General features: G+C 34.9%; 15 protein-coding genes. 6 read left to right on the plus strand and 9 right to left on the minus strand.

Translation table 11 applies throughout. The annotated features are described in order from the left end of the window. Positions 1–375: 375 nt before the first annotated feature. The 5 genes from DKG80_RS06105 to DKG80_RS21250 form a co-directional block, all read right to left on the minus strand. Complete coding sequence (locus DKG80_RS06105) at positions 376–1,155, minus strand: carbonic anhydrase (RefSeq protein WP_162555712.1); 780 nt, start codon at positions 1,153–1,155, stop codon at positions 376–378. A 113-nt stretch (positions 1,156–1,268) separates the two neighbouring features. Then, complete coding sequence (locus DKG80_RS06110) at positions 1,269–1,688, minus strand: toxin-antitoxin system YwqK family antitoxin (protein WP_162555713.1); 420 nt, start codon at positions 1,686–1,688, stop codon at positions 1,269–1,271. 50 nt (positions 1,689–1,738) lie between these two features. Beyond that, positions 1,739–3,991, minus strand: a complete 2,253-nt coding sequence (locus tag DKG80_RS06115; RefSeq protein ID WP_109830435.1) for a TonB-dependent receptor — start codon at positions 3,989–3,991, stop codon at positions 1,739–1,741. 6 nt (positions 3,992–3,997) lie between these two features. Then, positions 3,998–4,339, minus strand: a complete 342-nt coding sequence (locus tag DKG80_RS06120) for a heavy-metal-associated domain-containing protein (RefSeq protein WP_221409057.1) — start codon at positions 4,337–4,339, stop codon at positions 3,998–4,000. Between the two features lie 50 nt (positions 4,340–4,389). Continuing rightward, positions 4,390–4,770: an HYC_CC_PP family protein gene (locus DKG80_RS21250; protein ID WP_221409058.1), complete on the minus strand. Its 381-nt coding sequence runs from the start codon at positions 4,768–4,770 to the stop codon at positions 4,390–4,392. A 391-nt stretch (positions 4,771–5,161) separates the two neighbouring features. Here DKG80_RS21250 and DKG80_RS06130 point away from each other — a divergent pair, with 391 nt between their 5' ends. From DKG80_RS06130 to DKG80_RS06140, 3 genes are read left to right on the plus strand one after another with little or no spacing between them, the layout of a single operon-like run. Beyond that, the gene (locus DKG80_RS06130) at positions 5,162–6,706 is read left to right on the plus strand and encodes a tetratricopeptide repeat protein (RefSeq protein ID WP_162555714.1); all 1,545 of its coding nucleotides are present in this window, start codon (positions 5,162–5,164) and stop codon (positions 6,704–6,706) included. A 35-nt stretch (positions 6,707–6,741) separates the two neighbouring features. After that, on the plus strand, positions 6,742–7,206 hold the full coding sequence (locus DKG80_RS06135; RefSeq protein WP_109830439.1) for a lipocalin family protein: 465 nt from the start codon (positions 6,742–6,744) through the stop codon (positions 7,204–7,206). A gap of 3 nt (positions 7,207–7,209) precedes the next feature. Further along, entirely contained in the window at positions 7,210–8,082 is an 873-nt protein-coding gene (locus DKG80_RS06140; RefSeq protein WP_162555715.1) for a hypothetical protein, read from the plus strand. Position 8,083: 1 nt separating this feature from the next. On the opposite strand, the gene DKG80_RS06145 is transcribed toward DKG80_RS06140, so the two are convergent. From DKG80_RS06145 to DKG80_RS06160, 4 genes are all read right to left on the minus strand, one after another. After that, positions 8,084–9,019: a hypothetical protein gene (locus DKG80_RS06145; RefSeq protein WP_109830441.1), complete on the minus strand. Its 936-nt coding sequence runs from the start codon at positions 9,017–9,019 to the stop codon at positions 8,084–8,086. After that, a complete protein-coding gene (locus DKG80_RS06150) occupies positions 9,016–10,044 on the minus strand; it encodes a cytochrome-c peroxidase (protein WP_109830442.1) in 1,029 nt (342 codons plus the stop codon). Before DKG80_RS06150 ends, DKG80_RS06145 begins: the two co-directional genes overlap by 4 nt. A 6-nt stretch (positions 10,045–10,050) precedes the next feature. Then, positions 10,051–10,980: an MbnP family protein gene (locus tag DKG80_RS06155; protein WP_109830443.1), complete on the minus strand. Its 930-nt coding sequence runs from the start codon at positions 10,978–10,980 to the stop codon at positions 10,051–10,053. Between the two features lie 109 nt (positions 10,981–11,089). Then, the gene (locus tag DKG80_RS06160) at positions 11,090–11,470 is read right to left on the minus strand and encodes a hypothetical protein (RefSeq protein WP_109830444.1); all 381 of its coding nucleotides are present in this window, start codon (positions 11,468–11,470) and stop codon (positions 11,090–11,092) included. A 306-nt stretch (positions 11,471–11,776) separates the two neighbouring features. On the opposite strand from DKG80_RS06160, the gene cobT reads away from it, so the two are divergent. From cobT to cobC, 3 genes are read left to right on the plus strand one after another with little or no spacing between them, the layout of a single operon-like run. Continuing rightward, positions 11,777–12,814 carry a nicotinate-nucleotide--dimethylbenzimidazole phosphoribosyltransferase gene (gene cobT, locus DKG80_RS06165; RefSeq protein WP_109830445.1) on the plus strand — a complete coding sequence of 346 codons (1,038 nt, stop codon included), beginning with the start codon at positions 11,777–11,779 and terminating at the stop codon, positions 12,812–12,814. Then, a complete protein-coding gene (locus tag DKG80_RS06170; protein WP_245906969.1) occupies positions 12,815–13,600 on the plus strand; it encodes an adenosylcobinamide-GDP ribazoletransferase in 786 nt (261 codons plus the stop codon). Then, positions 13,582–14,112, plus strand: a complete 531-nt coding sequence (gene cobC / locus DKG80_RS06175) for an alpha-ribazole phosphatase (RefSeq protein ID WP_109830446.1) — start codon at positions 13,582–13,584, stop codon at positions 14,110–14,112. The genes DKG80_RS06170 and cobC overlap by 19 nt, the downstream gene beginning before the upstream one ends.

Below are 14,112 nucleotides of genomic sequence, written 5' to 3' on the forward strand. Positions count from 1 at the left end.
TGATCTTAGTCTTCAATTTAACTGACTGAAATCATACAACCATAATACACCTAATTATCAACCACTTACATAACAATCAAACCTTTCATCTTTAGTCTTTTTTAAGAATTAAGACATTGAATTAATCTGCTCTAAGTATTTGAAAAATATTCCATATCTAAACAATCTAAATTAGTCATTTCACTATGTTTTGATTAGTAACCGTAGGGGTACAATCTACCTCTTCTTCACCCCTGATTTATTGTTGTCTTACCTCTTACTACAAAGCCCAATGCACAAAGGGCGGTTAAACCCAACATTTTGTTAAACAAAAAATCCCAGAAGCACTCTTATCAAAGTAGTGCTTCTGGGATTTTATAATGTCAGACAACATTCTTAATAGCCTGCATGGTATACTACACGATCATTTACTTCTTGTATTGGTCTATTATCGTCATGAATAATTTGATGTATAGCCTCAATTTGTTGGAATGTAGCTTGAACGGGTTCCTCTAAGACGATCCATTTAATCCCTTCAGTACATGGTGGTGTAGTCAACGAACCCTCATAGAAAAAGAACTTTTCAAAGTGTTTTGGAAAAACCTCTGTAGGATCTGCTTTTTCAAAAGATTTAAGTTCCTCATTAATATGAGTAGGTAAAGACTTCATGAAATGGGTCAAAAACGGATTCGGTTGATCCCCATATTCAACCAGTACACCTAAGACGGCATATACACCAGCAGCGTTTTGGTGCACAAAATGGATTTCCATAGGGTAGTCACCATCATTCACATGATGCTCAGAAGGTGTATGAAAATGAAATTGCAATAAACTATAAGGTTCTCCATTAATGACTAGGGCCTTAGGCTCCACCACTCTCTCTATTAACGTATGTCCATTATTAATCAAATCAACAAAAAATGGATGATAATGAAATTCTAATTCAATTTCAGCATCAATTGACATTGCTGGAACTATATTAATTGGAGACTGATGTGTACCTCCACACGAAACGTAGTCCGGATCTATTTCAGTCCAATGATCTGGTCCATACTGTCCAGAATATGACCATTCATGATGAACTTGCTTTCTATTATAAGATCCTTGATCTTCTTGAGCTAAAATTATAAATGGAGCAGATAAAAATAATAGTAGTGGTGTTAAGATTTTATTCATAAATAAATAGTTATGCATGACATTAATGCAAATTAATACATTATCAATTACATATCACACTCTCACCTTCTGATTGGGATCAGTTCATTTTATGAGATACTATTCACCACTTTCTATTTAATTGATATTAAGCTAATTGGTTTATATACTTGTTCATCAAGTTCTCTACCTTTTTTGTTGTAATACTTCCAGACTCCTCTTTTTACAGTTGTAGGCCCCGTATAAAAACCAGCACCTTCATAGGTAACCATTGGAAACTCTACTTTACCTTGACTTTCAATATTACCATTAGGATAGTAATTAACCTGATATGCCCAATAAGCTTCTTCCTGCACTTGTTCGAATTTCAATTTCCCATTAGCATAAAATTCGTTGATAAATCCTTTCGATTTATCAGTAAATGCCACTGTTATTGAACGAATCTTACCATCGTGATAATACTGTCTCACTGTATCTAAAGAAGAATTTTGAGTATTACTATAGGGTAAGAAACTTTGACTATGAGAATGAAAAGATAGCACGTCCTGTGCCAATAATTTATGGCTAACCAAAAACAATAATAACAGGACAATGCGCATCACGACTATAGTAATTTATATCTGATTCCAGTATAAATAATCCGTCCAAATACTGGCCCCCAAACAAGAGAACTATCAAAATATTCACTAAAGGGATTATCAGATGCTAAGATAGGGCTTTCTTGTCTGACATCCATTAAATTTTCAGCTCCGACATACAACTCAAAAGTCGATGACCACCCTTTTGAAACTTGAACATTCATAGTCATAAAGTCATCTGAAAAATCTCTAATTTGATAATCTAAAGGGTTTGATCGAGTAGAAGGCAATCTTTTACTTCCCATCCAGTTCAATGTATAATCAAATGACCAATCATTAAATGTTTTGTAACCCAAATTCATAAACCACCTATGGTTTGAAACCAACGGTTTAGTTAGATGAGAACCCGAATATGTAGTCTCCACATCAAACCACCTATAACCTAGACGAGAAGAAAAGTTAGTAAACAATTCATAATCTAATTGTATCTGCGCACTATTTGAATAAGACTCTCCATCGAGATTATAGAAAGTAATCTGCTGAGGATCACTATCAAAATCGACGACGATCTGATTTTGAAATTGGGTTCGATAATATTCAGTTGATATCGTTCCTAAGTTATCGCCAATTGTAAAATCTTGGGTCAAACTAACCCCAATATTCCAAGACACCTCGGCTTCTAAACCGTAAGGGTTTCCAGCACTTTCTTGCACTACATTAAAAACCCGCGAAGATGCCAAAGCTCCAATATTCTCAGCTATAATACTTGCAGTGCGCTGTCCCCTTCCTGCTGTAAATCTCAGTGCTGTCAGTTTAGAAATTTGATACATAGCATGAAGTCTTGGAGTCACAAACAATCCGAAATTATTATGATAATCTACCCTTAAACCTGGTATGATTGTCCACTTCTCAGTTGGTGAATTCTTGTATTCCATAAATACCCCTGGAACAAACTCTCTTCTTGTAAACTCCATATCAGAACCTATCCCACTCAACTGCTCATCAAAATAATCGTACTGTACACTTGCCCCCATTTTTATAGGGTGGTTAGTATTTCCAATAATACTATGATAGATAACGTTACCATATAATGAAGTTTGAGTTCCTTGATAATTCCTTATTCCAAAGTATGATTCTTGATCATGATAAACAGCATTGATTTGTATACCAAAAGATCTCCAAGGCATCTGAGGATAAACCTTACCAACTTTACCCCAACCTTCTACTCTTCTAGTATCATCAGTCACCCCCCAAAAGCTAGTACCGCCTAGATGAACGTCAGGATCAAAATCTAATTGCCCTCCTGTTTTCTCAATATATGTCCCTTTAATACCAAACTGCCCAACCAAACCACTCTCATTTACATATTTCCATCGATTGAGTCCGATGTAGTGAGCCCCTAATGGCATATCTAAGAAACCGTCATTATTTCGATCGTTTTTTACCACACTATATTTATTGTGTAGTAATACTGCCGTAGACCAATGTTCGTTCACAGGGAGTGCAACATTAACATTAGCCTCTACTCTTCCTCCTTGGTTACCATATAAGTTGACATAAAGCTTATCTGACCTTTCTGGTTTTCGAAGTTCCACATTGATTTGTCCAGCCATGCTTTCAAAACCATTAACAACCGAACCTGTCCCCTTACTTAATTGAAGACTTTCAATCCAAGTGCCTGGAATATATATTAAACCATAGACTGAAGATAATCCTCTGATGTCTGGCATATTCTCTCTAGAAATCTGAATGTAAGGCCCTGACAAACCTAACATTTGAATCTGTCGAGTACCTGTCACCGCATCTGTGAATGATACATCTACGCTGGGATTAGTTTCAAAACTCTCACTTAGATTGCAACAAGCAGCTTTAAGCAACTCTGATTCACTAATCAATTCAGACTTGATTGGATTGATACGATCAATTAAAATACCATTCTGCTGCCCAACAACTTCTAGTCCTTCTAAAGTATTTTCACTACGTAGCAATACTACTAGATCATTGGACTCAATCTCAATCTCTTGCTTTTCATAGCCTACATATGTGACTTCAAGTACAGATGAAGTTTTGTTCTTTGATAATTTAAATTCACCTTTTTCATCCGTGACTACTCCTATTGTAGTACCCTTCCATCTTATCGAAGCACCGATAAGCCGCTCTTTAGCATTTTCATCAATTCCATATACGACTCCTCTGACAACTGAATCATTCGATTGTGCTAATGATGACCAGCCAAAACCTATCCAGATAATGACTAATCCTAAAAAAAACTTAAACATTAAGTGCTAATGTTTATTCACTCCACTGTCATAGGCACAACATGCTGGTAACTTTGAGTATGCTTCAGCTGGTGCTTTAACCTTACTAGTGGTATGCCCTACATTAGCAATCGACTTATGAATATCGAGCTCTGTGACTTTGTCACTTCTAAAGTACACCTTCATCTGACCAGACTTCTGGTCCCATGTAGCCATTTTCACTCCAGGCACTAAGGCTGCTTTTTCTATTCTTTTCTTACACATTCCACAAACCCCTTTAACTTCGAATGTGGCTTGAATATTTTTTTGAGCTAACGAACTGAAAGAAGTTAGCATGAAACACACAAGTGTTACAATATATAATTTCATTGTATTTGATTTTTATGTTTAAAATTTGAACTGACTAATGAGGAATCAATTCATGCATAAAAAACCAAACTACAGTGCTTAATGAATATTGGAACCGGATCTGGTGGCGAACTATTTGAAGCGTATAAGACAACGCTATTGTCCTCTTTGGAGTTAAAAGAAGGATAAAGGACCCTATTAACCTTTACTAGTACTGCTTCAAAAGAAAATGAAAAACTAGAACTAAGTTTCTCTTTACTCTCTTCATCAAAAGAAATAAGCTCATCGTCACAGCAAGGCATTTCTAAAAGAGCCTCTTCACAACATGATGTCGTTTCAGAAATAATGGAAACAGACCGTAACTCACCTAAACACCTATGCAGTTTCACAGTTGTATGTGAAGACACAATAAGGTAAAACAGTGTAAATAATATAAGTAACGGCTTTCGCATAAAACAAAGTTAGTACTATAATCAGTTATTGATGATTGAGTAAATAGTTTTTTGAATTAACATCAATAACAAAATTCTCTCACTGTTATGATTTAAATTTTTAGCGCATACGACCTTTTTGGACATTAAGTTGCATTGAGCAATTTTAGGCTAACAAATAACTAACCTGTAACCTTATAACTTAATCATTTGGTTATTAATTATTTAATAATTTTTAACAAAGCATTTATTAACTTTATTCCCGTACACCTACCACCATATAAAAGGACTATTTGGTTAGAAGATTTTATCATTTTTTTCATGAAAAGATACCTATTGTTATATTGCAACTCGATCATGTTATAAATCTTAATCCTCCTTAACTTTTAAAGTTTGGATCAACACCAGCAAATTGAGAAAGATAATTAAGACCGTTCTATTGGTGTCAATCATAATGTCAACTGAGGCTTTTGCAGGCATTAATCAGATATCTAATGTTGACATTAATGATCCTACCTTTAGGATACGTCTTCTTTTAGATAATGTCTTTGATATATCCTCAATAGAAAGAGAAATTGATCAATGCACAAGTATCATCAACAATTCTGAGAATAACACTGAAAGATTCTATGCCCATTTAGTACGTGCCAAACACTTGATGAGTAAAGACTTTACCGCTGCTACAGAAGATGTGATCAAAGCAAAAACACTCATCAATGGGATAAAAAGTAATTCGGAGGATAAAATAATACTACGGCTACTTGAAGCTAAAGCTTATATTCATGTTAAAAACTTTGACAGAGTCATGGACATCTTGGATGCTATTGATCTACTAATTTTGGCAAATCAAGACGTATCACTTTCCATTGTAGCGAAAGATTGGCGAGCTAATACATTAACAAAAATTGATAGAGAATATCTAGCCTACACTATTAATAAAGAGTGCTTTATTGAATTAAAAAAAATTAAAAGTATTGAAATACAAAAGGTACTCCAAGCTCAACTTACTAGTACCAAGGCTTCTTTGTTGACATTAAAGTCCATAAATGATACGACTTATATCCAACAAACTATTGATGCTCTCAGTGAAGCTATTGATTTAGCACGTCAAGAAAATTTAAGGGGGATAGAGTACAATGCATATGGAAACCTGGCTTATATGTACTATTTGCAAGGAAAATTCTCTGAGGCCTTAGAGCTTGGAAAAAAAGGACTTCGTCACTCACAAGAAGTTGCTTATAAAAGTAATGAAGGAGTATTGCACTCCCTTTTAGCTCAAACTTACTTTGAACTTGCAGATTATGATAGTGCTGCTATTCACATGAATAAAACCAATGAAATGCTCAGTCATTTCACATACTACCCATTAGTAAGAAACCATCTTAATTTTTGCAAAGAACTATATCTGGTGACCGGAGAAACGGAAGAAGGGTTTGACCAATTATACAATCAATTTTTAAAACTAGCTGAATATCAACGTAACCAGTATAATAAAAATTTTGACCTTCAGTTTGCTAAAGAACAATTGGAATCGACACAGCAAAACCTAGCTGAACTAGAAAGTGAAAATAAAATGAGCTTGAGAATAGCTACTCTTTTACTTGTCATACTGCTGATATCAGGGATTTCACTCTATCTAAACCACAGAAGTAACAAAAAAATAAAGTCGCAGAAAGATGAATTAGCACAACTCAACCAAGACCTTGAAAAAGAAGTTGTCAAGCGTACAAAAAGAATCCTAGAACAGAACGATAAGATTAAAGACTTTGCATATCACAACTCTCATCATACTCGTGCCCCTGTTTCAAGACTTCTAGGGTTGATTGACTTATTCGAATACAACGATGGCAAAACAGACGATAAGGAAATTGTTGAAATGATTAAACAGCAAACTGAAGAAGTAGACCAGGTCATTATTAGAATGAATAGGATTCTTGATGAACAACCTGCTGATTAATTGAACTATTCTTAATCCCAGACTGTTTCCTTTATATGAAACAGCTAATCATAATATTCATTATAGGTATAACCGCCTGTACTGTCATTGAGTCTCCTGAAGAAGGAATAGAAGCTATTACATTTCAAAATATCTTCCCTACTTCTCAGTCAGAAACCTCTTCAATACTTAATTCAACCAGTAATGGCACTTGGAAAATCACAGGGTTTGAAATGGAAAGTATTAATGGTTTTCAAAGTTGTAGAATGGATGATTTAATCACTCTTAAAAACGACGGAACGTATGATTATGATGGAGGAACTAAACTCTGCGGAGCTGAAGACGACCAACTCATCAAATCTGGAACATGGATTCTTGATTACCCAAGTAGAGTTATAATCATTGATCAAGGTACTGAAAACGAATTTTCATTGTATATCGAAAGTTTAACAGAAAATGAAGCAATTTTTAGTACCAGCTACCTTGGCCTTGACATATTAGGACGATTCCAAAAAAACTAAGCTTTGAAAAACATATTCATATTATTAACGCTGATAAGTTACTCAGCTATCGCACTTGGACAAAACCTTCAGCAGTACACTCCATCAATTTTATTAAGTAAAAACCAAATGGAAATTAAGGTTTTTAATAACATTTATACTCAAACACAGATTACCAATGAGTTTGGAAATAAAATAGATCTTGGGCAGAGACAGTCCTTTTTAAATAACCAATTTAGATATGTTTATGGTATTAGTGAAAACCGACGATTGAATGCTGGGTTAGAAGCCAACTATTCCTTTTCAAAATATAGCGATAGCGCTAGTGGTAATTTTGACATTCTATCTTCGGGAGGGGCTAGCTACAAACATTCTCAATTAGCGAACATTGGCCCTACTATCCGATTTACTCCCATCGAATCTATTGGGAATTTCAGTGTAACAAGTACTTTTCTATTTCCAATTAAAGAAAAAAACTTGGAATCCCCCAAGTTCACCAATCACAATCGATATACATGGTGGAATCAAATCTTCTATGACTATTCTATAACAAGTAAGTGGAATTTATTCATGGAAGTAGATTTACTGGTTCGGTTTAAAAATTCTGATCAACAAAATAGTTTTTTCAGACTTCCAGTATCAACTTTCATCAGCTATTTCCCATCTAACAAATTAACCCTGTATAGTAATTTACAATATGCGCCTGCTTTTGGTAGATTAGAAGGATTTGAAGATTCTGCTTTTGGACTAATGCGTTGGTATACTCAACTAGGGCTAGGTGGAAAATACCTAGTAACCTCGTTTTTAGAACTGGAAGCCTCCTACGGTAAATTTGTTGCTTCTAAACGAGACGGAGCTGGTGAAGTGTTCAACTTTGGCATTAGGATTATAAGATAAGTTATCGTTTGGAAGAAATATTATACATCAAACCTATTGTAGTTCTTTCGCCTGCTGAGATGCTAGAGTACTGATCTACATTGTACGATTGATTCACTGGAATCTGAAATTGTACATTTATGGACCAGTTACTTCTAATAATCTGACTACCGATACTTGCAAATAAAACCTTCCCACCTGTATTAGTCTGAATAATAATACCATCTTTATGCAAGTCAGACCACTCATAATAAAAGCCTCCATATGGTAAAATACTGGCTAATGTGGTTTCTATTTGATAGAACAAGTATGAGCTATAATTAATTTGATTTCCAAACTGATAATTTTCCTTATTCTTAGTGTTCATCTTATAAGAAGACTCAATGTTTACCCCCCATAAATTATATCGAAGCGTATAATTAAGGGAAACCACATAATCTAAACTACCTGAGCCAAGTTGAAAATTCCTGTTTATAATTTCACCGTTATCTACGGCTTGGTAATTGCCTAGAGGTAATTTTAGTCCCCCTCCTATCAGAAGCGAATGTTTCCAACGTTTTTCCATTTCATATCCAGTATTTATTGGATTATAATAGATCAACATCATTGGATCTCCTATACCTGAAACACTTATGTTTTGTTCATTACCTCTCATAACATTATGCATGTAAGGAAATATTACATTGAGATAAATCTTTGAAGTAACAACGTATCTCCCAATTAGATCTACTCTATTATATGTATCGTTTGAATAAACATCTTGATCATATGGACTATTATAATTAATCTCTGCTTTGAAGCTAGCATTGCTATATCGAAGCCCTATAAAATGGCTATCGTATTGAGGAAGAATACCATAAGACAGACCTCCTAATTTGCAACCACATATATCACAAGCTTTTGAATCAAAGGCTGATAGACTAATAATTATTAAAAGATATAATAGTATTCGCTTCATTGTGGCGCAGTAAATCTTTCATCTGAAATAAACTCATAATCCGTCAAAGTCTTCAAAAAAACGATAATATCATCCTTCTCCCCATTTTCAAAAACGATTCCTTTTTCTAGAGATGAATCCAGAGTTTCTGAAATACTTATACCAGATTCATAATGGTCCAATACTTCTTCTAACGTCTTGAATTTAGCATTATGCATATATGGGCTGGTTCTTTGTACATTTCGAAGGCTTGGAACCCTGAACTTACCAATATCACTTTCTAACTCTGTAATTGTCGCTCTTCCCAAATCTACGAAATCAGAAGAAATACCATTATTCCGATATGACATGTCGGTAAACAATACTCCGGAATGACAACTCGAACATTTAGCTTCAAAAGATTCGAGCCCTCTCAGTTCTTGTTCTGTTAATGATTCCTCCTCATTTCTAACGTACTTATCATATTTGGAATTAGCAGACACCATCATGGTGGTAAACTGTGCTAACGCATACAACATAAATGGACTAGTAATTTCATCCACATCAAAAGCTTGCTTGAACAACGAATCATATTTTGAACTTTGTCTTAATTTTTGAACTACGTTCGATAATTCTTCATCCATTTCAAACTCTGCCTCAATGGCATTAATAGGAACATGATCAAGGTGTGTTACTCCTCCATCCCAAAAGAATTCAGTGAAATAAGCTAAATTGGCCAATGAAGGAGCATTTCTGATTCCTAACCGATCATTTACACCTATACTCAACGGGTGTTGTTGAGCATCAGCAAATGCTAATGACAATTGATGACAACTATTACATGATACAGTTCCGTCTACAGACAATATAGGGTCATAAAAAAGGTGCCTACCTAATTCGAAACCTGCTTCTGTGATTTGATTATTTTCAAAAGTGTAAGTAGGCTCAGGAAAATTAACAGGACTTATGAATTTATAGTCATTATTGACCTTTACCTCCTCTTCTGAACATGAATAAAAGAAAATGCAAGCCCACAGTAGTGGACTTACTTTGAATACTCTTTTCATCTATAATTAGTGATTGTGTCCTTCACCTGAATGATCATCGTGATCATGATCATCTTCTTTCATTTCATGACTATCTGTTTGATGAGTATGCTTAAGAAAGAAAGCTTTATTCAAATTTTCGGCAAAATTTGCGCCTAATAATGGGCTATGAACAGCATAAGTAGAAGCAAAATCAACCCCTGTTTCCTCCAGTAATTGTACTATATCAAACCCCATGTGAATTGCTGGGTTTTGTTCTGCATTTACAGAGAGTTGACCATCCAAATCGAATGTTAAGGTTTTGATATTGTTAGCAGTGGTTTCCTCAATATCTTTCCAACCTCCAATATGAAAAGCATAAGAACCTTCTTCAATAGTCCAACCATCACCAATAACTTGAGGTTGCTCGGAGTTCATAGCCATACCTTCCACAGTCAAACCAATATAGCCATTGTTCCAATTCCAAAATGGAGCTCCTTCTGCAGGGTCTAAAACACCACCAGCGGCCCCTTCTTTAATCCCTTCTTCAGGTACACCTATGGTAAAGGTAATTTTATCATATTCTCCAGCAGGTACGTTTGATAACATAATAGCTTTAGATGATGATTTACCTTCCTTCACTAAGTAGTATCCTGTAACCTCTTCTGCCTTAGCACTTACTTTCATAGGATCAATAAAAATCTCACCATTAGGACCTTCTAGTTTGATATTCGTAACATAGTACTGAAGGGTAGCAACATTGAACATTCCTATACCTTCTTCCATACTATGAATATCATAGTCGGTAGAACCACTTTCAGCTAAATCTAGTTCAAGAGCTTCTCCCGATTGATGATCTAAACCTCCAAAATGAGAAAAGTAGACCATCATCGTACCAGAATCTGTATTCTCTTCTTCATCGCAAGAGAGTATTACACTTGCTACAAGCACCAACAAAAACAATTGATATAATTTCATTTCTAAAATATTGAGTATAAATACACGTAAAAATTACGCTTTGCGTAAAGCGAAACCTCCATTATGACGTAGGCGAGGATATTTTCCTTCTAAAAAAAACGATAAGAATTTATACTCTAGGGGGATGAAAAATATCATGACCAAAGAGCTTGGTCACAAACTTCAAATAGATGTTAAGGTTAGGAATAATGTTATCGATTGGAATCGTAACAAAAACAATTTCACTAAGCAATTCATTATAAAAAGAAAAGGTCTCTTTTAAATTGTTCTTTTGATCTCGTTGTTGTTCTTTACTTGCTTTCTTAAGTTTCTTTGCAAGAAAGCACTTGCCATTACAATTAAGCATTGGCTTGGACTTATTGACACATAGGTATTCAGCTATGTAGTCCTTACGCATTTCATAATCAATGTAAGCAAATGGAGCCGACAGTGTACCAGTTATTAACTGAATCACAAGAAAAAACACTCCTATTCGCTGCAATATTTTCACAATGCAAAAATGTATAATTACCACTTGATTCAAAAATAGTATTTGCCCATTATAATGTGGTTTGTCTTATTATTTTGAGGCCATATTAAATATTTATATTCTTGATTTTTTTGCATGATAAAAAGATTTGAAGAATAATATTGACCTAAGTCTGGAAATTAGAGAGCTTTGCCACTTCGCTAAAAATAATATTTAACAGCTTTAAATCGTTCCTAAAAAAAGCGACTCTTAACAATACCTTTTGAATTATAAATATTTAAACGAGATATATAGTTTAGACCTATTCCTTAATAAGCATCATTACTAATGAGTAAATTTAGAATTAAACCACTTGACCACAGTTTTGAAGTAGATCTTCAGTCAATTATTGATACCAAAACCAAACCGCTAGGTGCCCTAGGTCAACTCGAAGAACTAGCACTACAAATAGGCTTAATACAAAACACCGAAGAGCCACATATTGACAGCCCATCTATCGTTGTATTCGCAGGAGATCATGGTATTGCTAAAGAACAAATATTGAACCCATACCCTCAAGAAGTTACCGCTCAAATGGTTTATAACTTCCTCAATGGAGGTGCTGCGATTAATGTATTTTGTAAACAACAAAATATAGACCTTAAAATTGTGGACTGTGGGGTCAACCATGATTTTGAACCTGGTTTAGAGATGTCCTATCTAAAAGTTGCTAAGGGGACAAATAATTATAAACACGGACCAGCAATGACACCTGATCAATGTGAGCAAGCTATTGAAAATGGAGCAAGTGTTATTGAAGATCTTTATAATAAAGGATGTAATACTGTTGGTTTTGGTGAAATGGGTATTTCTAACACCTCTTCAGCTGCATTAATCATGAGGCAACTTACTCGTATACGTATGCAAAACTGCGTAGGAGCTGGAACAGGTTTGACGCCTGACGGGGTAGAAAATAAAATTAAAACACTCAAAGAAATAAGATCTTTTTATAATGTTGGGAGAGACCCCTTCAAGACACTTTATACTTTTGGAGGTTTTGAAATAGCCTCTATGGTAGGCGGTATGTTGAAAGCCGCAGAGCTTGGTATGATCGTATTAGTTGATGGATTCATTTCATCAGCAGCATTATTGGTAGCATCTAAAATGAACGCTTTAGTTCGTGAGTATTCAATTTTCACACATGAATCTGATGAACATGGTCATCAATTGTTACTAAAACACCTTGATGCTTTTCCTATTCTTAACCTTGGTATGAGACTGGGCGAAGGTACTGGCTGTGCGATGGCAATGTCGGTAATTCATAATGCTGTTGCTTTCTTAAATAACATGGCCAGTTTTGAAGAAGCATCTGTAAGTCAAGCTTAGGTGAAAGAGATTAATATCTTTCTTACCGCATTGATGTTTTATACTCGAATACCTTGCTATAGATGGACAGGTTATAGACCTGATTATATAAATCAGTCTATTAGATATTTCCCTCTTATTGGCTGGATAGTCGGTATAATATCTTCTATTGCTTATTTATTGGGAACATACCTCATTAATACCTCATTTGGCGTCATAGCTTCTATGATAGCTAGTATACTTATCACTGGCGGGTTCCACGAAGATGGTTTTGCTGACAGCTGTGATGGTTTTGGGGGAGGCTGGACTAAGGAGAAAATACTCTCAATAATGAAAGATAGTCGAGTTGGAGCGTACGGTGTTATTGGATTGATTCTTTTATTCTTAACCAAGCACTCTCTAATGGTAAAGATTTCAACGACCTTTCCTAATTTAACCATTGGATTAGTAATTATCTCAGCTCATTCTCTAAGTCGATGGATTGCCTCAATTAACGTTTTCATATTGGACTATGTACGTGATACAGTAGATTCTAAAACCAAACCAATAGCAAAACAATCTGGGTATATAAACCTTATTATTGGTTCTTTATTTGGAATAACACCTTTAATAATATTTGCTCTGTTTACAGATAGTTTCAAACATCTAATTACAATCCCAAGTTTAGTTCTTGTTAATATTTTGCTTGCCCGTTATTTCAAAAAATGGATAGGTGGGTATACGGGAGATTGCCTTGGTGCGGCTCAACAAATAGTTGAAACGAGTTTTTTATTCATTCTGATAGTAATATGGAAATTTACCTTGTAAGACATACCAAACCTAAAGTCGATATGGGTATATGCTACGGACAAACGGATTTAGAAGTTGAGGATACGTATACTGAGGAATTAAATGAAGTAAAAAAAATACTCCCCAAAAAAGTAGAAGCCATATTTTCAAGCCCTTTGAAGAGATGTAGTCAATTAGCAACTGATTGCTACCCAAATAGTAATATAGAATTTGAATCCAGACTCAAAGAATTGGACTTTGGAAAATGGGAGATGAAGGCATGGAAGGAAATATCAAAAAAAACTTTGGATGAATGGATGGCAGACTTCATTAATAATGCACCTCCATCGGGGGAATCTATGAAAGACTTAAGTGATCGAGTACTTAATTGGTTTTTTGAGTTGCAAACTTCGAATGTGAACTCGGCTACTGTATTTACTCATGCAGGAATAATCAGGACTCTACTTTCTCACATGAATGACACCCCTTTGCATAAGGCCTTTGACCTCTATAAGGTTGACTATGGACAAGTATTCAGTATCAGAATTTAA

The organism is Reichenbachiella versicolor (genome assembly GCF_003171675.1).
Classification (GTDB): domain Bacteria; phylum Bacteroidota; class Bacteroidia; order Cytophagales; family Cyclobacteriaceae; genus Reichenbachiella; species Reichenbachiella versicolor.